Below are 20,603 nucleotides of genomic sequence, written 5' to 3' on the forward strand. Positions count from 1 at the left end.
TTTTGCCGATATTATTTATATAGAAGATTCTCATAAACGGCATATGTGAAAATGGATTTTCACAGAACTTTTCAAGGAGGAAAAGATATGAATCTCAAACTCGAAAACTCACTTGTGGTTCTTTCCCAACGCAAGAAGGAACAGGGGCTCCCGCAGCGGCCTACCAAAAAAGAACGGAACCAGGAGCTGACCCAGGAGGAACGCCTGTTACAGCATTATCAGGAACAGATTTCCCAGATGCATGAAAGCAATTTCCAGCAGGAGCTTCAGGCAAAATTAGATTCCGGTCAGGAATTAACTCCGGAGGAAGAACAGTATTTAGAAAAAGTCAATCCGGATGCCCTAAAAGAACATGAAAAGCTAAAGGAAGAAGTGGCAGCTTACCGCAAACAGCTTCAAAACTGCCGTACCAAAAAGGACGTTGAGAAGCTAAAGCTCTATAAAATGGGGCAGTTTATGTCCGAGGTTAAGACGGTTTCCAATGATCCGCACATTCCAAAAGCCAAGAAAAAGGCTATGTTAGAGCAGATTTTAAAGCGCACCTATGCCATTGAAAAAGAACACAATGATTATACCAAGACGCCGGAATATCAGGCAAAACCGGACAAAGAGCCTTATGAAGATATAAGTCCATCTGATAAGGATAAAAACTCTTCCGATTCAACCGATGCAACGACATCCGATTCTACCGATAATGCAGAAATCTCTTCCGGTTCAGATTCTACCGAAGAGTCTGTTGGTGCAGCGGATAATGGCTCAGATAAGCACACTGCCGATTTGGTCAAAGCAGAGCATGACGATAAGTCTGGTGAAGAACCTGTCACTGCTCAGTCTGTACGACGCGAAATTAATATCCATCTTTCCGGACTCCGTAAAAAAGCAGCTCATATTGATGCCAGCGTGTAAGGCAGATGGGGATTTCTTCTTATTTTATTGTTTACAGATATCAGGAAAACAGATAGAATGATATGATATAGGTGATTCGATGATATTTTTAAGGTTTTTGAGAGAAAGATGATTTCATTCTGTCAATGACCTGAATACAATACATCTGCATTACCTTATATAATATAATGAATACAAAAGGGGGAGACATTTTATGCAATGTCAATCATGCGGAACACAATATCCAGATAACTTTAGAACCTGCCCGAACTGCGGTGCACCGGCTCCAATGCCAAACCAGCGTCCATACAACGGACAGCCAAATCCTTATAATGGACAGCCCCAATTTAATAACGCTCAGCAGAACCCTTATAATGGACAGCCCCAATTTAATAACGCTCAGCAGAACCCTTATAATGGACAGCCTCAGTTTAACAATGCTCAGCAATATCCTTATGGCAATCCATACGCTGCACCGAATCAGGTTCCACAGGGAATGAGCAAACACGATTTCTATCATTCTCCACTCTGTAAGAAATACAGAGGAAATATTATTGCTTCTTCTGTTATCATTTATATATGTGTAGGAATTAATCTGCTTCTTATTGCTTTTTTACATAATTATACCTCACTGATTGATGCTGCAATTATGCTCGGACTCGGACTTGCTATTCATCTTGCGCAGAGCCGTGTATGCTCCATTTTACTTTGTGTCTATGGCGTCATTAATACCATTTTCGTATTCCTTTCGTCGGGAGAGTTTGGCGGATGGCTGATTCTTGTGGCAGCAATTTATGCTATTGTGGCAACTTTCCAGTATCAGGGTGCTTGGAATAAATATAGCAAGAGTGGTCAGATTCCTTATTAAAATATATCAATATAAGTGATTAAATTTAATCATACACAAATGTACTTTTTTGTGTTAGTATTACCAAAGACATTTGAAAAAGGCTATGAAAAGGAATAGTAACTGTCAGGAATTCTCTCAGAAAGCCGCCGGTTGATGCAAGACGGCAGAAGGAATACAGTGAACTCGCCTTGAAGCTGCCGGCTGAACCCTATAGTAGGTCGCGACGGACTCCCACCGTTACCCGGGAATAGCATGATAGTGCTAATGAGTGCATGTAACAACATGAAACAGAGTGGTACCGCGAAGGTTTTCTTTCGTCTCTATGATTCATCTTCGAATGATAGAGACGGAAGATTTTTTTTACGCAGGTTACGCTGCAACATAATCAGAATATTTTTTTGGAGGTTCAATATGAAAGGATACGAAAAATATCAGCGTGCATATTTTATGCCGCCTGAATGTACTTATGACTGGGTAAAGAAGGATTATATCGACAATCCGCCTATCTGGTGCTCCGTTGATTTACGTGATGGCAACCAGGCTCTGATTGAGCCGATGAGCTTAGAGGAAAAGCTGCAGTTCTTTGAAATGCTGGTTAAAATCGGTTTCAAAGAAATTGAAGTTGGTTTCCCTGCTGCTTCCGAGACAGAATACAACTTTATGCGCGCCTTAATCGACCGCAATATGATTCCGGACGATGTTACCGTCCAGGTTCTGACCCAGGCAAGAGAGCATATCATCAAGAAAACCTTTGAAGCGGTAAAAGGTGCTCCGCACGCAGTCATTCATCTTTACAATTCTACCTCTGTTGCACAGCGTGAGCAGGTATTTAAAAAGAGCAAAGAGGAAGTAAAACAGATCGCCATTGACGGGGCAAAGCTTTTGAATAAACTGGCTTCTGAGACCGAAGGTAACTTCTCCTTCGAATACAGCCCGGAAAGTTTCCCGGGAACTGAAGTGGACTATGCCGTGGAAGTCTGCAACGCAGTACTTGATGTATGGCAGCCAAAGGCTTCTAATAAAGCAATCATTAATATTCCAACCACTGTTGAAAATGCAATGCCGCATGTATTTGCCACTCAGGTAGAATACATTCACAAGCATTTGAAATATCGTGATGCCGTAACACTTTCCCTGCATCCACACAATGACCGTGGCTGCGGTGTCTGTGACGCAGAGCTTGGTATTCTTGCCGGAGCCGACCGTATCGAAGGAACTCTTTTCGGTAATGGTGAGCGTACCGGTAATGTAGATATCATCACTCTTGCCATGAATATGTTCTCACACGGCGTTGATCCGAAGCTTAACTTCTCCAACCTGCCTGCAATCCGTGAGAAATATGAAAATTTTACCAGAATGCACGTTTACGAACGTCAGCCATATGCCGGTGATCTGGTATTTACCGCTTTCTCCGGTTCCCATCAGGATGCCATTGCCAAAGGTATGGCATGGCGTGAAGAGAAAAAGCTCAACGAGTGGTCTGTCCCTTATCTTCCGGTTGACCCAATGGATGTGGGCAGAACTTACGATTCTGACGTTATCCGTATCAACAGCCAGTCCGGTAAAGGTGGCGTAAACTACATTTTGAAACAGAACTTTGGCATTTCTCTGCCAGAGAAAATGCGTGAGGAAGTCGGCTATCTGGTAAAACATGTTTCCGATGAAGAGCACAAAGAGCTGTCTCCACAGTGGGTATATGAAATCTTTGAAGATAAGTATGTAAAACGCCAGCCTTACTTCCAGATCGAAGAATGCCACTTCAAACAGGTGGATGGTATTATGGCAGAAGCTACGATTGTTCATGGTGGGCAGAACCGCCTGGTAAGCGCCAACGGAAATGGCCGTCTGGATGCTGTCAGCAACATTATCAAACAGTACTTCGGCATCAGCTATGAGCTGTCCATATACGAAGAACACGCTTTGAGCCATGGTTCCTCTTCCAAGGCTATGTCCTATGTAGGAATCACCTGCTATGGTCAGATGTACTGGGGTGTTGGTATCGACGACGATATCATCAAATCCTCTATCAGCGCACTGGTTGTTGCAGTAAATCAGGTTCCTTCCATAAAATCCAGTGTTGAGATTCAGGATAAGCGCTTAATGGAAATGAAGAATTACATTCAGACAAACTACCAGACCGTCACCTTAGAGGATATGGCAAAACAGTTCCACCTCTCTGAGCCGTACATTTCCAAATATATTAAGGAAAAATCCGGTCAAACATTCGTTGAACTGGTTCAGGGTGTCCGCATGAAAAAAGCAAGAACTCTTTTAAAGAACGGAAATATGACTGTTGAAAACATTGCATACTCCGTGGGTTATCAGAATGTAGAGCATTTCAACCGCCTCTTTAAAAAGAAATACGAGATGACACCGGTACAATACCGCAATTCCTGTAGTAAATAAATCCTGATTTAAGAATTTAATTAAAGAAACACGCTTAGACCTTGTACTAAAAAAGTACTCGGACTAAGCGTTTTTTCGTAGTTTCTATCTTCCCGGCAAACTGTTATTTCCAACCGGCCATCGGGTCTGATTAACTGCCGTATCTGATTGCAGCGATATCAGTCAGCTACGATATCAGGTCGACTGCCTTACAATCAATGTCGGGATTGTAATATAAGACTGGGCATACAGATTCGGTTTTCTGATTTTCTGGAGGATGTATTTTCCCGCCTGTATTCCCATGTCATACATATCAATATTTACTACGGTCAGCTGCGGCTTCAATATCTGTGAAAATGGATAATCATCAAAAGTAATGACCCTGATATCCGAAGGTATCTCTATTCCGGCATGATGTAATGCATTGACGCAGCCATAGGCAATGTAATTGTTGGCACAGATAATGCCATCCGGTCTTACTTTATTGGAAAGAATCTCTTTGGTCATCTCATAGCCACTGTCACACTGGGACTCCCCGCGCTGCACATAATCCTTCGGCACCAGCACATCATGCTCATTCAGAACTGACAACACGCCGTCCAGACGGTGCATGGAAATCTTATCCTCTTCTGTTCCACCAATAAATGCAAGGGACTGACAGCCCTGCTCCAGCAGATGTTTCGCTGCCAGCTCACCCGCCAGGCGGTTATCAATATCAATCCAGCAGAAATGGCTGGTAAAGTTAGGATTGCCAATCACCAGATGTGGAATGGATTCCTGAAAAATCATTTCATCCAGTTCTTTGGAAATTACAGCCGCATGAATGATATAGCCGTCTGCCGCCTTCTCTTCTGCTGCTTTGTGGATATAATCCCTCGCTTCTATAGATGACATATTCTTTATCACAAGGCTATAGCCCTTTTCCGTTAAGACATGCTCCATTCCGCATACCATTTCAAACATATGCGGGTTGGCAAATCCTGCATTCTTCCCCAGCGAGGTCACAAAGACAATGGTCTTTGTAGACTGTGTGACAAAATTTCTCGCCCGGAGATTCGGATGGTAATCCAGTTCCTGCATAACCTTTTTCACCCGGTCTATGGTCTCCTGAGAAATGGAATAAGAGCCATTCATAACCTTTGAGACCGTTGCCGTAGACACTCCTGCCTGCTTTGCCACATCCTTAATCGTAACCGCCATTTTCTGTCCTTTCTGCGCCAAAATAATTTTCCGCCATCATATCTGCATGCTATTGCCCGATATCCTGTTACCATGCAATGCGTGCTATCACTCTTCCACTCTGCCTTTCATTATTACATAACCGTAGCCGTCTAATTTGCTTCCCAGCAGTCCATGCACCAGCAGAATCTCGCTCTGTCTGCTGCCCGGCTCTGCCAGAAATGCTGCAACGTCCATCGGTTCTTCATTCCTGTTTATCATAACACGAATCCGTTCTGTGTCACTATATCTTTCATAAATATAGAACCCGCCTTTTTTCTGGGTATAAACCGTGCGGAAATCACCTCTTCGCAGCAGTTCTTCATGCAGGCGCAACCGAATCAGGCTTTGCATAAAGTCAAAAAGAGTATCGCCCGAATTCTGTTCACCAGATTTTTCCCGGAGTCCCTTTTCTTCCATTGTTTTTGCTTTGCATGCCTTTTTCCATGGCATTGCCTGCCGGTAGTCCGCCTCTTCAATTCCAGTTACGCCAAGCTCATCACCATAGAAAATGGATGGCATACCCGGAAATGTCATCTGGAAAATCAGTGCCAGCCGGTACTGCCATTCATTTTCATTGCAAAGGGAATAGAACCTGCTCACATCATGGCTGTCTAAGAGATTTAACTGTGCAAACACGGTCTGTTCCCGGTAACGCATCCGCATATTTGTAACCCGGCTGTCAAATGCTGCGCTGCTGATGCTCTCTTCTCCAAAGAAGCGTTTACAGTGTTTCCGGAAATCATAATTCATCGTTGAATCAAATATGGTTCCATCCAGCCAGTGATTGGCAGTCTCCCAGACTTCACCGATTAAGATTGCCTCCGGGTTGACTTCTTTTACTTCCCGGTAGAATCTGCGCCACAGGGCATCATTAATCTCACTTGCCACATCTAACCGCCAGCCATCTGTGTGAAATTCTTCCACCCAGTATCGCCCTACTTTGCAGATAAAATCTGCCACTTCCGGGTTTGCCGTATCAAGCTTTGGCATCATCCGCTCGTAACCGAAGCATTCGTAATTCGGATACTCCTCCGGGTCTTTGGGGCGGATAACCGGGAATTGCAATCCATAGAACCAGCCCTTTTTATCGGATGCTTCGCCTTTCTGCACCACATCCTCAAATGCCGGGAAATGCCAGCCGCAATGATTAAATACACCATCAATAATCACCCGGATTCCGTTGGCATGGAAGGTGTCCACCAGCTCTTTAAAATCATCATTTGTTCCAAAGCATGGGTCAATGTGAAAATAATCCAGCAAATCATATTTATGATATTCGCCTGCTGCAAATATCGGATTAATGTAGATGGCATTGACGCCAAGGTTTTTCAGGTAATCCACATTTTCGGTAATGCCCTTAAGACAGCCTCCCAGCTTTCCTCTTACCACATTTCCTTCAAAGGCAGCTTCTGTTGGCTTGCCGCTGATATACGTTTTTCCTGTAGCAAAGCTGTCCGGGAAAATATTGTAAATAACGGCATCCTTCGCCCACTCCGGTGGTCTTACGATGTCTGCTCTGTGATTAAAAGGAAGCTGGTAATATTCGGAGCGGTCATCCACCAGTTTTGCACTGAAGCAGTCTCCGTAATAATAGATTTCTTCCGTCCCACTTTCCAGCCTGAAATAATAGCACAGCCGCTTATAGGGGCGCACCAGCTTCACCTCATAATAGTCAAATAATTCACTGCCTGCCACCACATGCATTTCTGCTTCCGTGAAAATTACCGGTGTCAGGCGGCATGCCCGGTCTCCGAAATACAACCTGCAGCGTTTGATATCATCTTTGGCTGTACGGAGCCGGATTGTCACATGCTCTTCGTCTGTTCCATATGCATACTGTGACATGGGTATATGTAAAATTGCACTTTTGTTCATTCTCTGTCCAGCCTTTCTTAACCTTTTACACCTCCGGAGGTCAGTCCGGTTGTCATATTTTTCTGAAGTGCAAAGAACACAATCAGAATTGGTATCGATACCACAATGGACGCTGCCGCAAATATCGGCCAGCTTCCGCTCATTTCCGTTGCCTGCAGGGAATATAAGCCTGCTGCTAACGTATAGGTATCGGAACCTGTCATAAAATTGATTGCAAAAATGTATTCATTCCATACATAGATAAGCACCATCATGGCTGTTACTGCGATGGTCGGCTTTGCAAGCGGCAGTACAATTCTCGTCACAAGCTGCACAGGCGTTGTACCGTCAATCATTGCCGCCTCTTCAATTTCTACCGGAATCGTGTCAAAATATCCTTTCATATTCCACAGGGCAAATACTGCCATGGTTCCCGTGTATACAATAATCAGACCTGTTCTGGTATTAATCAGTCCCATGGGTGACAGCAGCTTATACAGCGCTGTCATGGAAAGCAGGGATGGAAATGCATAGAGCAGTATCAGTGTCCGAAGGATTGCTTTTCTGCCCGGAAATTCCTTTCTGGAGAAAACATATGCCGCCGGAATTCCTGTTCCAAGGGAAATGCCAAGGGTTACTACTGCTAATATCAGACTGTTTTTCAGCCACAGCATAATCGGTTTTTCCGTAAATACTGCTTTATAATTTGCCAGGGTGAAATGCTTCGGAAGGAAAGAAAAATTTGTACTCAATAAGCTGTTATCCGCATTTAGGGACACGGAAAATGCATACAATACCGGCACCAATACCACAAAGCAAAGCAGGATAAGAAAGATATTTGCAAAGACGAGTCCAATATTTTCTCTGGTTCGTTTCTTCATGTTAGTCCGTCTCCTCCTTTGGCTTCATATTGGTCAGCACAGAAAATACAATCAGAATGACAAATATTATCATGGAAATTGCAGAACTGTAGCCGTAATTGTTCGTTATAAATGCCTTTTCATAGGCATAGGTCAGGATTGTCTGCAGATTCGACCCGGTCTTGGCACCCACCTGCTGCGTCAGCAGGAACAGGATATCAAACTGCTTAAAGGTGGTGAATGTTGTAATTACGACCGATGGTGCAATGATTGGCTTGATCATCGGAATCGTAATATACCACATTTTCTGTAACCAGGTTGCTCCGTCCAAAACAGCACTTTCGTAAAAGCTCTTTTCAATACTCTGCAATGCACCGTCCATAATCGTTATCATAAATGGAAGTGCCAGCCAGAGGTTTACGGTGGTACAGCATAAAAATGCCATACCATCGCTGCCCAGCCATTTTACCGGCCCGATGTTGTACTTTGCCAGCCACTGATTGAGCAAACCGAACTGGGAGTTAAACATTCCTGTTTTCCACAGAAGAATGGATACATAACCCGGCATTGCCCATGGGAAAATCAGCAGCGTCTTATATAAATTTCTCAGGCGGAGCCGCTTTAGGTTCAACAGGTTTGCCAGCAAAAATGCGATGATAAGCTGCAACACCATATTTACGATTGTCCATAAAACCGTTACCAGAAACGCCTGTATAAAGCCATTATCCAGCACCAGCAGGGCATCCTTATAATTTTTCAGTCCAATCAGCTCATAATTATTCCAGTGATACACATTCATATTGGTCAGTGAAATGTACCCGGTATACAGGATTGGAAAGATTACGATGAGCAAAATCAGTATCAGGGATGGTGCTGACCAGGAATAGGCAAACAGGATTTCTTTTTTCTTATTTTTCTTCAATTTGTTACCTCATACTTTCAATCAACTGCAATGCCTCCTGCTGCGCCGCCTCTGCACTTTCCGTCACATCTTTTCCACTCATGTTGACATCGGTTAAAAGATTACCAACCACCGTCCACATTACATCCATTTCCGGAATATTCGGCATCGGTACTGCATGTTCTGCGGTATCGTGCATTGCCATAACCACTTCATCTGATGTGATTTCATCCATTTCATAGCAGCTTTCCATCGCCGGTGCACAGCCGCTTGCTTTTGCAAGATCCACCTCTACTTCCGGATCCATCAGGGCACGAAGTACTTTTTCTACCGCATCCTTCTTATTTTCTGCAGCATTTTTCAGTACATGAATTCCCTGCACTCCCATATATGGAGAAATCGGATTTCCGGTCCCGTCAATTACCGGCATTGCTGCCACACCAACGTCCATTCCGCTTTCTCTTACGGTTGGCACCAGCCAAGGCCCTGCAATGGTAGAATGTGCCATACCTTCTTTAAACAGGGTATTTACCGTTGCATACTCCGTCTCGCCCGGCATCAAATCCACAAATTTCTTGTGATATTCCAGGGCTGCAATGGTTTCTTTGGAATCCAGCCCCGGTGTGCCATCAGCTGAGAGAATCGTACCGTTAAAGCCATTGATCCAGCCTGCTGCATAGTATGGCGTACTGTGCTGTTCCACAAAGCCATAATGTCCGCCGGCAGTGTTATTCTGCATATACTGATACAGTTCTTCCGTAGTCTGCGGCACTTCATCATCCTTCATATAAAGCCGGTTATACATGAATAACAAAGTCTCGTAATAGACAGGAAGCTGATAGATTTCTCCCTTGTAGGTTGCTGCCTCTAAGGTATTATCCATATATACATCCAGTTCCTCTTCCGGGATAATGTCTGTAATCGGTGCAAGAATGTCCATCTCTGCATATACTCCAATTTTATCATGGGCAAAGAAATACATATCCGGTGCTGCTTTCGGGTCACTTCCCACCATCTTAAGGCTTTCTGTCAAATCACTTTTCTTCTCCAGCACAACATGCACATCCGGTTCCAGTTCCTCCAGTTTCTTCTGAAGGACTTCCGCCACTGCATCTTCTTTATCATGCCAGATTGTTATGGTAGTCTTATCCGTCTCTGACACGCTGTTTCCGCCACAGCCGCTTAACAATCCTGCTGCCATGGTAAGTGTAAGTGCCATTGACATCAATTTACTTCTAACTCTTCTTCTCACTTCTGTCCTCCTGTCTTTTACTTGTGACTTTTTCTTGGTTCTTATTTGTTTAATCTTTATTTATTTTTTGCATTTTTCTTTGCTACAACTATTATAATCACAACTGCTGCCGCAATAACTACAATACCGATTACGATTGGAGCAGTATTGTTGCTTCCTGCTTCTGCTGTTTCTGCCGGAGCTTCGGTTGCCGGTTCTGCTGCCGCATCTACCTGTGGCTCTTCATAGCTTACTTCAAAGTTATCGGCATCTTTTACCACAAGCCAGATATCCTTTCCTGCATCCACAGAAATATCACTGGTCTGAACACTTCCTTCATTTCCATTGACAATAATGGAATTTACCCAGCCCGGTACTTCTTTTATGAGCCATCCATTTTCGCCTTCTTCTAAGGCTTCGCCCGGCCAGGATGTAAATGCATTGGTTCCGTCCGGTGCCGACCATGCCCAAAGGCAAGGTGCATCCCAGTCAGATGGTGCGATTACATGTACGGTTATATTTGCCACCTCTGCTTTATCCGGGTCTGTATAACTAAAATCTGCTTTTCCGTCTGCATCTACTGTTACCCAGACTTCTGCGGCATCAATAGAAATGTCATCGGTCTGAACACTTCCTTCGTTGGCATTGACAATGATAGAATTTACCCAGATTGGAGCTTTGGCGGTATACCAGCCGTTGTCATCCTGCTTCATTTCCATGCCCGGCCATGCTTCAAATGCGTTAGTTCCATCCGGTGCTGACCATGCCCAGAGGCAAGGATTTTCCCAGCCTGCATCTACTTTTGCATGGATTGCAAATTTCTCCACATATTCCGGTGTCTCACCGGTGGTCTGCTTGTCATAGGTTACTTCTGCATTATCTGCGTCTGTTACGGTAATCCAGCAGTCCTTTTCTCCATCCAGCACCTGCTCTGCAGTCTGGACATTTCCATCATTGGCATTTACAATCACATGATTTACCCAGGTTGGAACCCAGATGTAATACCAGCCTTCATTTGCGCTGTCTGCGTCCATCTCTTCGCCCGGCCACGCCTCAAATGCATTATTTCCATCATCATCCCATGCCCAGACACATGGATTTTTCCAGTCCTGTGGCACCTGTACATATACTGCTTTCTTTGCATCCGTTGCTTCGTCTGCTTTTATTGTCTGCGGTATCATGGCTATCGTCAATACTGCCATAAAGCAAAATGCGATTATTTTTTTCATCACTTTACTCATAAACATTCCTCCTATACATCCTTCATCAGTATCTTCCAAAACAATCTGCGCGCTTTTTGTTTGATAAGCTGATTATATTTCACCCGAAATTGTCGGTCAATTCTTATTTAGGTAATCGTTTTCCCTTATTTTATGGTGGTTTTTACTAATTTGTTTTGGATTTTTTGTAGATGTTTCACAGTGATTTCTTATCAATGTGCACAAAGAGGAAATTTTTGTGAATTATTAACGAAACAGTTTCCCTGTGGTTTCCTTACCAGATACCGGAAAATGTAAGAAATACGCTTTGCGAATTTCCCGCAAAAAAGGTATACCGGCAGCAGTGACGTGACCCCAAAAAGTTAGACTTTTAAGCGTAGCAATTTTATTGGCTGCTACGCTGTTTTTATGCAGCCAAGAGGCTAAGCCTGTATTGCACAGGACTCATCCATCCTAGTTTTTCTTTTATTCGTTGTTCGTTATAATACTTTATATATCGTTCTATTTCCGATTTCAATTCTTCATAGCTATAATAAACTACACCATAATAGATTTCTTGTTTTAATAGTCCGAAGAAATTTTCCATCACTGAATTATCGTGACAATTTCCCTTTCTAGACATACTCTGAAATATTCGTTCTCCTTTAAGGCGATATGAGTATGCTTTCATTTGATATGCCCATCCTTGATCCGAATGGAAGGTTCTTCGATAGGGACAATCAGATGTTACTTCTATTGCTTTTTCTAGAGCATCCATTACATTCTTGGTAGACGGGCGTTTATCAATACCAAAGCTTAGTATCTCTCCATTACACATATCCATAAATGTATCCAGATAAAGTTTGTGCATAGTCATATGTCCTTTAACATCAACTTCATAGTATTTAAACTCTGTTGTATCTGTGGTGATCTTCTGATGAGGTATATGTGTGTTAAAGCGTCTGCGAATTCTATTAGGCGCAACAGTTCCAACTTTTCCTTTGTATGAACTATATTTCCTACTCCTGCGTGTAAATGAGGTTACCTGTAATCCGAGTTTTTGCATGATTCGCTGAACTTTCTTTTTATTGATAACATATCCCTGATTGCGAAGTTCTCCTAGCATACGACGATATCCGTAATCCTTGTGAAGTTCTCTAATTTCAAGGATTTTTTCTTCGATTTCCTTATCAGGATTTTCTCTATCAAATCTTTTTTGCCAATACATATATGTTGCTTTAGGCATTCCTGTATATGAGAGAAGATATTTTAGTTTGAACTGTCTTCGGAGGCTGCTGATGATTCGCGCCGTTCTCTCATTTTTGCTTCGTCCTCTAAACGCAGTCTCCTCAGTTCTTTTAAAAAGGCATTCTCTATCCTTAACTTAAGAAGTTCATCCTCTAGTTCCTTTACATGTTCTACACTTGTATCAACAGGAGATTCTACAAGTGGTTTGTTTTGTGTATTGTTATCTGGTTTATCCAATATTTTCTTTCGACCTTTCTTACGTGGCCTCAACGCATCAGGTCCAGCTGCTCGAAAGCGATTAACCCAATCAACTATCATAGACGGGTTAGTAATTCCTTCTTGCAGAGCTAAATCTTGATATGAGATTTCACTTGATAAATATAACTCTACAACAAAAAGTTTCTTTTCGAAAGAATATTTTACTTGTTGACGTGAACGTTTTAACCCATCATCTCCAAAAGACTTATAATTATCCACCCATAACTTAACTTTACTATGAGAAGGAACGCCGTATTGCTCGGCGAGATATTTATAACCGCCTTCTCCATTCAGATAAGCATTTACAACTTTCTTTTTAAATTCATAATTATATTTAGACATAAAAATACCGACCTCCAATCGTTAGATTTTTTGGTCTAACTTTTAGGGGTCGGTACACAGCCGATATACCTTTCTTATTTATAATAACTTATGCCATACAATACCAGAAATTGTAGCGGATATGCCGCATAAAACAGCCATTTAAGGCTTTTGCCACGCTTTCCATTACATGCAAGCATGATTGGCAACGCACCAATCATCATCCATTGATAAAACTCCGTAAGCAGGGATAAATCCGATGTTCCAAGGGGAATGCCCGTGCTCCAGCTTCCCACATATATGATATCCGCTAATTTATGATAGCCCCAGAAAGAAAATCGATTCATTATCCGATACAGGATATCTCCTTCGCACATCAACAGATATGTTCCGCAAAATAGAATATAATACAGTGTAAGCTTCCACCTGTCCTCTACTGCACAATACAAACAGACTCCCAATGCAATAAAGAACACGCCGCCTTCCGCATCCCAGATTCCACCCAGTAGTGGGAAAATATAATTTGTCCGTAAGACTGTTTGCAACAGCGCATTACCGCGCCATATGTAATCAAACGCCTCTGCCAGAATTGCAAGTCCCATCACCATAGCCTGCCAGAAGATATATATCCCAATGTATGTAAAAAACTTTTTCTTCTCTTTCCGGTTTTCCCATATACAGATAAGCACGCCGGCGCAAAACAGGGTTGTAAATATATTATGATTTTTCGGTTGATACGCCACATAGTCCAGTTTTCTCTGCAGCATACACATAATCTGATTAAAAAATACCATTCCGACATTTGCCAGATATAGACGCAGCAGATATTTCTTTCGATTTCTTGTATGTTGGAACCCCACCGCCAGTGCATAGAAAAACAGTGGTGCCGCTAATCTTCCCAGCCACCGAAACCATATAGGCGAGTCCGGAAAGAACTCGCCTATATGGTCCATCAGCATCAAGATTAATGCTATGATTTTGATTGTGAATATGTTCATTTTTCATCCTCTGATATACCGATTTTACCGTCGATATAAATATTGCTCATGCCTCTCGTGCTTTTTCCCGTATTTTCTGTTCATTCTTATATCTCGAAATAACTTTCTCCCTTTGCTGCTAATAGGTGACTGTACTGCTATATGTTGTTATTGTTTCACCATTCACAGTATAAACTGCACGCACACGATAATTTCCTCTTGTGCCTGCGACGTAATTCTTAGTCAAAATTAAGCCAGAGCCTGTTGTAGAATCAAACCAGCTTGTTACATCTGACCATCTTGTACCTGACTGTCTCTGCAATGTCATAGTAGTTGATATAGATGCCTTTACTTTGGCATTAACCTCTGCACGCGCTGTAAATGTAGAACCATTCAACCTTAGTCCTGTACTATAGGCTGCAATATTGGCATATCTTGCTTCTGCTATTTTGTCTACACAGCTATCCACACCTGCTCCATACACTACGGTGCTACCACCAGTCATACACATGCAAAGACATAATGCACAAGCAATACTCAGGATTTTCTTTTTTAATATTTTTCTTTCCATTACAAAACCTCCTTTCCACCTGTTCTACTTATGTAACAAATAAAAAAGAGGTTTTATGACAATTTCTTCCAATTTTTTTATTTTTTGTAATAATATTTTATTTCACTTACTATTTTATTGTTTCTGCCATCCGGATTAGTTCTTCTTTTGTTAAATCTCCTGCAATCATATAAAGATACTTTCCATCTTCCCAAACGAAATTCCCTCTTCCTTCATCCTGTGCATCATCGGAAATAAAATATCCTTTCACATTCTTAATCATAACTTCCTGCTGTTCATTTCCATTGGAACTAATTCCTAGATTATCTACTATATCGTTACTCATCTGCCGATACAGCATGCATTGTCCCTTATCGTTTGTATAACATTGTTCATATGTTCCCCATCCTTCTTCATGAACCTCTTTCTCCAAGGTATACCCTTCCGGCACCCACTGCGGTTTCATGCAGACAAATTCGAAATCTTCCTCCGAATCCGGTTCAGCACCAATCTCCGCTGTGTTCCTTGCGTTGTCCTCTATTGCCACCATTTCCAGCTTCTCCGGTTCGCCCAGATTCAGTTGCACATGGTCGGTATACCCGGTCAGAATATATTTTCCGAGCAGGCTCTGGAAAAAGCTTCTGCCCGTTACGGTTGTTCCAAGAAGTAATACCAGCACTGCCACAACCACAATGACGCGACGTCTGCCATGCACCGGATAAAGTGCCGGTATCGTATGTTTTCCCATGTCCGGTTGCAGCAGCACTTTTATTTTCTTTCGAAATGTCCTTGAAAAGCGATGCTTTGGTGCAGCCATTGCGCATTCGTAATCTGCCTTACACGCCGATGCAATGGCATCCTTCAGTTCCTGTTCTGTCATAATGAATTCCCCTTCTCTAACTTTTCCTGCAGCTTCTTCCTTGCCCTGCTGGAAATGTGTCTTGCATTGTCAACTGTTGTATCAAGAGCAGTTGCAATTTCTTCATAGCTCAATTCATTATAATATCGTAAATATAATACGTCCTTATATGGATATTTCATTCTGCCGATAAGTTCTGACATGCTGCTGCCATCCGGAAGTTCAAAGATTTCTCCGTCCCCCTGAGACTCCTGCAGCAGATTTTCAATCGTATCCTCGTCCATCTTGCTTTCGCGGTTCCGCCTACGATATACATTAATTGCTCTGCTCCTAACTATAGTAACAATATAATTCCACGCTTTATGACAGTTTTCACGAGAAATTTTATCTAAATTATTTATAATTGCAATATAGCTTTCCTGCACAGCATCTTCCGCATCTGCAGAATTCTTTAAAATTCCATATGCCACATGGTACATTGCAGAGTCAAACTGCTCACTCAACTTCCTGCAAAATTCCCTGTCCTCTTCATTTTCGATTAGTTCAAGTAACTGAAACATAACACGCTCCCATTTCCTCTGCTGTACTTTTTCCGACGCTTATGCCGTTTTCTTTGTTAAAAGTTCATGCATGATTACCATTACAACCAGTATTGCAAATAAATAGCACGGCAGCAGTGCCACAGAAATCCTGCTGGCAAGCACGCCAAACAGCGGCGGCATCGCCAATATTCCAATATAGGCAAATGCCATCTGCACACCAATGATTGCCTGGGATTTGTCTGCGCCAAAATGTGCCGGTGTGGAATGAATGACACAAGGATAAATCGGCGCACAGCCCAGTCCTATGAGAATCAGACCTGCCAGTGCCAATGCATTGCTTCCCGGAAGCACCATTGCCATTATTCCAAGGACAATAATACTCTGTCCCAGCCGCACCATCTGTGTATCATTTAATTTCATTGTGATAAAGCCACTTATGGCGCGCCCAACCGTTATTCCAATATAAAAGAGACTTGCAAAGATTGCTGCTGTTTCGCTTGACACACCTTTATGTAAAGTCAGATAACTGCTTGCCCATAATCCGGCGGTCTGCTCCAGTGCGCAGTAACAGAAGAAGCAAAGCATCACTTCTTTGGCTCCTGCAATTTTTAAGATTTCATGGAGTGACAAAACCTTTTCTGATGTTGTGCCAGCTTTTTCTGATACATTCTCCAGTAACTGTTCCATTTCTGCATTCTGCAAATTTTCGGTCGGACTTTTCCGCTCTTTCCACAACGGAAGACTGAAAATAAGTATCGCAGTCAACACTACCTGAATGATTCCAATATATCGATAGCCCATATTCCAGCCCTGTCCCATGGAAAGTGCAATTCCCATGATGTAAGGACCTGCCGTTGCTCCAACACCCCACATGCAATGGAGCCAGCTCATATGGCGGCTTTCATAATGTAATGCCACATAATTGTTTAAAGACGCATCTACACTTCCTGCACCAAGACCGTAAGGAATTGCCCACAGGCACAATGCCCAGAAGGAGTGGGAAAAAGAGAATCCAAACAAAGCCACCGCCGTTGCAGCTACGCTGATTGCAGTTACTTTTCCGGTTCCAAGCTTCTTCGTAAGTCTGTCACTTTGCAGACTGGATACAATTGTTCCGGCGGATATAATCATGGAAATAATTCCCGCATAGGAAATCGGCACGCCAAACTGCTGATACATGGTCGGCCAGGCGGAACCAAGAAGGGAATCCGGCAGTCCCAGACTGATAAACGCAAGATAAATAATTGCCAACAGTAATTGCGTCATAGCTGTTACTCCTCCTTGCAGACATTCACCCATTCCTGATATCCGGAACACTGTTCCAATTCCGGGATTGTCAGCTCAATGGCGCTGTTTCCACTGCCACATGCCGGAAATACTGTTTCAAATTTTTTCAGGCTTTCATCAAGATATACTTTTATACCCTCATTGATTCCAAAAGGGCAGACTCCGCCAACGGCATGTCCGATATATTCTTCCACCGCCGCTGCCGGAATCATTTTTGCTTTGGTTCCGAAGGTTGTCTTATATTTGTGGTTGTCGATTCTGGCATCTCCTGCAGCTACAATCAGAATCGGCTGTTCTCCCACCAGAAAAGAAAGCGTCTTTGCAATACGCTCCGGCTCACAATGAAGTGCTTCTGCTGCCAGTTCCACTGTCGCACTGGATTCTGCCAGCTCCATAATCCGCTCCTCCATTCCAAATTCTTTTAAATATGCTCGCGCGCGTTCGATTGACATAGTTACGCTTCCTTTCATCATTTCTAATAGCTGATTTTATCAAGAATTCCAGACAGATATGCAATGGCAACACCATAGTTGCTCATTGGAACTTTCTGTTCTTTTGCACGTTCAATTCTCGTCATGACATATTTTTTATTAAACATACAGGCTCCGCACTGAATTATTAAATCATAATTAGATAAGTCTTTTGGGAAATCTGTTCCGCTGACGATATCCACTGTCAGTCCTGCTCCGATACGTTTTCTCAGCATATTCGGAATTTTCTCCCTGCCGATATCCTCTTTCAGTGGTGCATGGGTGCAGCATTCTGCAATCAGTACCTTTGATTCTTCCGTAAGACTGCTAATGGCTGCTGCGCTCTCTTTGTAGTAAGCGAAATCTCCCTTGTACTCTGCAAACAATACGGAAAATGAGGTCAGAAGACTTTCCTGCGGCTTCTTATCATATACTGTGCGGAAAACCTGGGAGTCAGTAATAATAAGCTTCGGTGGTCGCGCCAGCGCCGCCAGCGTATCCTCTAACTTATCCGTTGTGCAGCTCATTACCAGACATTTATGATCCAGCAAATCACGGATGGTCTGTACCTGTGGCAGAATCAGTCTGCCCTTTGGTGCCTGGATATCCTGCGGCATAACAAGAAGGACCAAATCTCCTTCTTCTACCAGTGCTCCGGTTATGGTTTCTTCACCATAATCATCCGGCACAAGTCTTATTAATTCTTCTTTAAACTTTTCTATATCTTCTTTGTTTTTTGAGCTGATAACAAGAATTTCCTGTTTTGTCTCTTCCTTAAGTTGTGCAGCTATAGCATCTGAACCGGTCAGAGTATCCGCCTTGCTCAGTACACACAAGATCGGTGTATGCTTCTCTTTAAAATAGTGGAACCATTCTAACTCTGCCTGATATTCCTCCCCGGAAAACAAGAGCACCGCAATATCTGTTTTCTCTGCGGCTTTTTCCGTCTTCTCTACACGCATTTTCCCCAGTTCTCCTACATCATCCACTCCTGCCGTGTCAATAAATACACATGGACCGATACCATGTACCTCCATCGGCTTGTAGACGGGATCCGTTGTGGTTCCCGCTACATCCGATACAATCGCTACCTGCTGACCGGTAAATGCATTAATCAGAGAAGATTTTCCGCTGTTTCTTTTGCCATAAAAACCGATATGTATCCGGTTTGCACTTGGTGTTTCATTCAATGACATTGCTAAAGACCTCCTAGAATCTGAAATCGCGCTGTCCTTCCTCAATTTCTTTCAGATGACGTTTTGCAATTTCTCTTGTTTTTTCATTTGGTACTTTCTCTATCTCCTTAGCAATCAACGCTTCTCCGATTTTTCTGGTATCTTCAGAAGCATAATCAATCAAATATTCCTTCAATGTCATCAGCGCATTCGGATGACAGCAATTTAAAATCTGCTGGTTCTTACAAAGACTCATAAAACGGTCTCCTGTTCTGCCTTCCCGGTAACATGCCGTACAGAAACTTGGAATGTAACCCATATCCATCAGCCAGTGCACTACCTCATCCAGCGTTCTGGTATCACTGACATCAAACTGTTCGGAACGTTCGTCTTCCGGCTCCGGATGGTCATATCCACCAACGGAAGTCTTGGAACCACCACTAATCTGGGATACGCCAAGGCGGATAACTTTCTCACGTACCGCCTGGCTCTCTCTGGTAGAAATAATCATTCCGGTATATGGAACTGCCACACGGATACATGCACAGATTTTTGCAAAAATATCATCACTGATTCCGTTATCGAATACATCCGGGTCAATGTCATCGGCACGTTTGATTCGTGGCACGCTGATGGTATGTGGTCCTACTCCATGCACTGCCTCCAAATGTTCTGCATGCATCAGAAGTCCTGCAAATTCATATTTATAAAGTTCCAGTCCAAAAAGTACACCTAAGCCAACATCATCGATGCCACCTTCCATGGCACGGTCCATGGCTTCGGTATGATATGCATAATCATGCTTTGGTCCGGTTGGATGTAATTTTTCATAGCTTTCTTTATGATAAGTTTCCTGAAAAAGGATATAAGTTCCGATTCCTGCCTCTTTTAATTTCCGGTAATTTTCTACGGTTGTTGCAGCAATATTTACATTAACACGACGAATTGCGCCGTTTTTGTGCTTAATGCTGTAAATGGTCTTAATACACTCTAAGATATATTCGATTGGATTATTCACCGGGTCTTCGCCTGCTTCAATTGCCAGACGCTTGTGTCCCATATCCTGTAATGCCGTTACTTCCTGACGCACTTCATCCTGTGTCAGCTTCTTACGGGCAATATGCTTATTTTTTCCATGGTACGGGCAATACACACATCCATTGATACAGTAATTGGACAAATACAATGGTGCAAACATTACAATACGATTTCCATAGAAATCTTTCTTAATCTGTTCTGCAAGGTCATATACTTCCTGGATTTTCTCTTCGTTCTCGCAGGCCAGCAATACTGATGCTTCTCTGTGAGTAAGCCCTTTCCGTAATTTTGCCTTTGCAATGATTTCGTCAATAAGGGCAAGATTGTCCTTATTTGCCTCGGCATATGCCAGAGTCTCTTCAATCTCTTCGTGGCAGATAAATTCTTCTGCCTTTAATGATGCTTTGTTATACATAATGTTTCCTTTCTTCCGGGTCAGAAGCTCTTTCCCGTTGGTTATTATATGGTGATTTAAGAAATACCTTTTGTATT

Annotated in this window: 18 protein-coding genes and 1 other annotated feature; of the genes, 3 read left to right on the top strand and 15 right to left on the bottom strand. The window is 42.8% G+C overall.

Annotated elements, in window-relative coordinates; all coding sequences use genetic code 11:
* The first annotated feature begins 87 nt into the window (after positions 1-87).
* The 3 genes from DV740_RS09300 to DV740_RS09310 all read left to right on the top strand — a co-directional run bounded on the left by DV740_RS09300 (position 88) and on the right by DV740_RS09310 (position 4,141).
* Entirely contained in the window at positions 88-906 is an 819-nt protein-coding gene (locus tag DV740_RS09300; RefSeq protein ID WP_118087911.1) for a hypothetical protein, read from the top strand.
* 193 nt (positions 907-1,099) lie between these two features.
* Entirely contained in the window at positions 1,100-1,753 is a 654-nt protein-coding gene (locus tag DV740_RS09305; protein ID WP_117698345.1) for a zinc ribbon domain-containing protein, read from the top strand.
* A gap of 76 nt (positions 1,754-1,829) precedes the next feature.
* Positions 1,830-2,060 (top strand) — a binding site (T-box leader).
* An 86-nt stretch (positions 2,061-2,146) separates the two neighbouring features.
* The gene (locus DV740_RS09310) at positions 2,147-4,141 is read left to right on the top strand and encodes a 2-isopropylmalate synthase (RefSeq protein WP_118087912.1); all 1,995 of its coding nucleotides are present in this window, start codon (positions 2,147-2,149) and stop codon (positions 4,139-4,141) included.
* Between the two features lie 174 nt (positions 4,142-4,315).
* On the opposite strand, the gene DV740_RS09315 is transcribed toward DV740_RS09310, so the two are convergent.
* From DV740_RS09315 to hydG, 15 genes are all read right to left on the bottom strand, one after another.
* Positions 4,316-5,341 (bottom strand): LacI family DNA-binding transcriptional regulator, encoded by a 1,026-nt coding sequence (locus DV740_RS09315; RefSeq protein WP_118087913.1) that lies wholly within the window; start codon positions 5,339-5,341, stop codon positions 4,316-4,318.
* A 66-nt stretch (positions 5,342-5,407) separates the two neighbouring features.
* A complete protein-coding gene (locus DV740_RS09320; RefSeq protein WP_118087914.1) occupies positions 5,408-7,216 on the bottom strand; it encodes a glycoside hydrolase family 13 protein in 1,809 nt (602 codons plus the stop codon).
* 17 nt (positions 7,217-7,233) lie between these two features.
* Positions 7,234-8,076 (bottom strand): sugar ABC transporter permease, encoded by an 843-nt coding sequence (locus DV740_RS09325; RefSeq protein WP_117698341.1) that lies wholly within the window; start codon positions 8,074-8,076, stop codon positions 7,234-7,236.
* Between the two features lies 1 nt (position 8,077).
* Positions 8,078-8,977: a carbohydrate ABC transporter permease gene (locus DV740_RS09330; RefSeq protein ID WP_118087915.1), complete on the bottom strand. Its 900-nt coding sequence runs from the start codon at positions 8,975-8,977 to the stop codon at positions 8,078-8,080.
* A gap of 4 nt (positions 8,978-8,981) precedes the next feature.
* Positions 8,982-10,208: an extracellular solute-binding protein gene (locus DV740_RS09335; RefSeq protein ID WP_242994255.1), complete on the bottom strand. Its 1,227-nt coding sequence runs from the start codon at positions 10,206-10,208 to the stop codon at positions 8,982-8,984.
* A gap of 56 nt (positions 10,209-10,264) precedes the next feature.
* Positions 10,265-11,428: a starch-binding protein gene (locus DV740_RS09340; RefSeq protein ID WP_158561547.1), complete on the bottom strand. Its 1,164-nt coding sequence runs from the start codon at positions 11,426-11,428 to the stop codon at positions 10,265-10,267.
* 385 nt (positions 11,429-11,813) lie between these two features.
* A protein-coding gene (locus DV740_RS09345) for an IS3 family transposase (protein ID WP_242994257.1) occupies positions 11,814-13,234 on the bottom strand; the annotation gives its coding sequence in 2 pieces (ribosomal slippage) (positions 11,814-12,748 and positions 12,748-13,234; 1,422 coding nt in all).
* 74 nt (positions 13,235-13,308) lie between these two features.
* On the bottom strand, positions 13,309-14,211 hold the full coding sequence (locus DV740_RS09350) for a TraX family protein (protein WP_118087918.1): 903 nt from the start codon (positions 14,209-14,211) through the stop codon (positions 13,309-13,311).
* A 118-nt stretch (positions 14,212-14,329) separates the two neighbouring features.
* The gene (locus DV740_RS09355; protein WP_118087919.1) at positions 14,330-14,761 is read right to left on the bottom strand and encodes a hypothetical protein; all 432 of its coding nucleotides are present in this window, start codon (positions 14,759-14,761) and stop codon (positions 14,330-14,332) included.
* Between the two features lie 109 nt (positions 14,762-14,870).
* On the bottom strand, positions 14,871-15,620 hold the full coding sequence (locus DV740_RS09360) for a DUF4367 domain-containing protein (protein WP_118087920.1): 750 nt from the start codon (positions 15,618-15,620) through the stop codon (positions 14,871-14,873).
* Positions 15,617-16,159, bottom strand: a complete 543-nt coding sequence (locus DV740_RS09365) for an RNA polymerase sigma factor (protein WP_118087921.1) — start codon at positions 16,157-16,159, stop codon at positions 15,617-15,619. The genes DV740_RS09360 and DV740_RS09365 overlap by 4 nt, the downstream gene beginning before the upstream one ends.
* 39 nt (positions 16,160-16,198) lie before the next feature.
* Positions 16,199-17,407, bottom strand: a complete 1,209-nt coding sequence (locus tag DV740_RS09370) for an MFS transporter (RefSeq protein ID WP_118087922.1) — start codon at positions 17,405-17,407, stop codon at positions 16,199-16,201.
* A gap of 5 nt (positions 17,408-17,412) precedes the next feature.
* Positions 17,413-17,880 (bottom strand): YbaK/EbsC family protein, encoded by a 468-nt coding sequence (locus DV740_RS09375; RefSeq protein ID WP_118087923.1) that lies wholly within the window; start codon positions 17,878-17,880, stop codon positions 17,413-17,415.
* Between the two features lie 23 nt (positions 17,881-17,903).
* Positions 17,904-19,094: a [FeFe] hydrogenase H-cluster maturation GTPase HydF gene (hydF, locus tag DV740_RS09380; RefSeq protein ID WP_118087924.1), complete on the bottom strand. Its 1,191-nt coding sequence runs from the start codon at positions 19,092-19,094 to the stop codon at positions 17,904-17,906.
* A gap of 13 nt (positions 19,095-19,107) precedes the next feature.
* Entirely contained in the window at positions 19,108-20,526 is a 1,419-nt protein-coding gene (gene hydG, locus DV740_RS09385) for a [FeFe] hydrogenase H-cluster radical SAM maturase HydG (protein WP_117842320.1), read from the bottom strand.
* Positions 20,527-20,603 lie beyond the last annotated feature (77 nt).

This window comes from Roseburia sp. AF02-12, from assembly GCF_003461765.1.
Lineage (GTDB): Bacteria > Bacillota > Clostridia > Lachnospirales > Lachnospiraceae > Roseburia_C > Roseburia_C amylophila.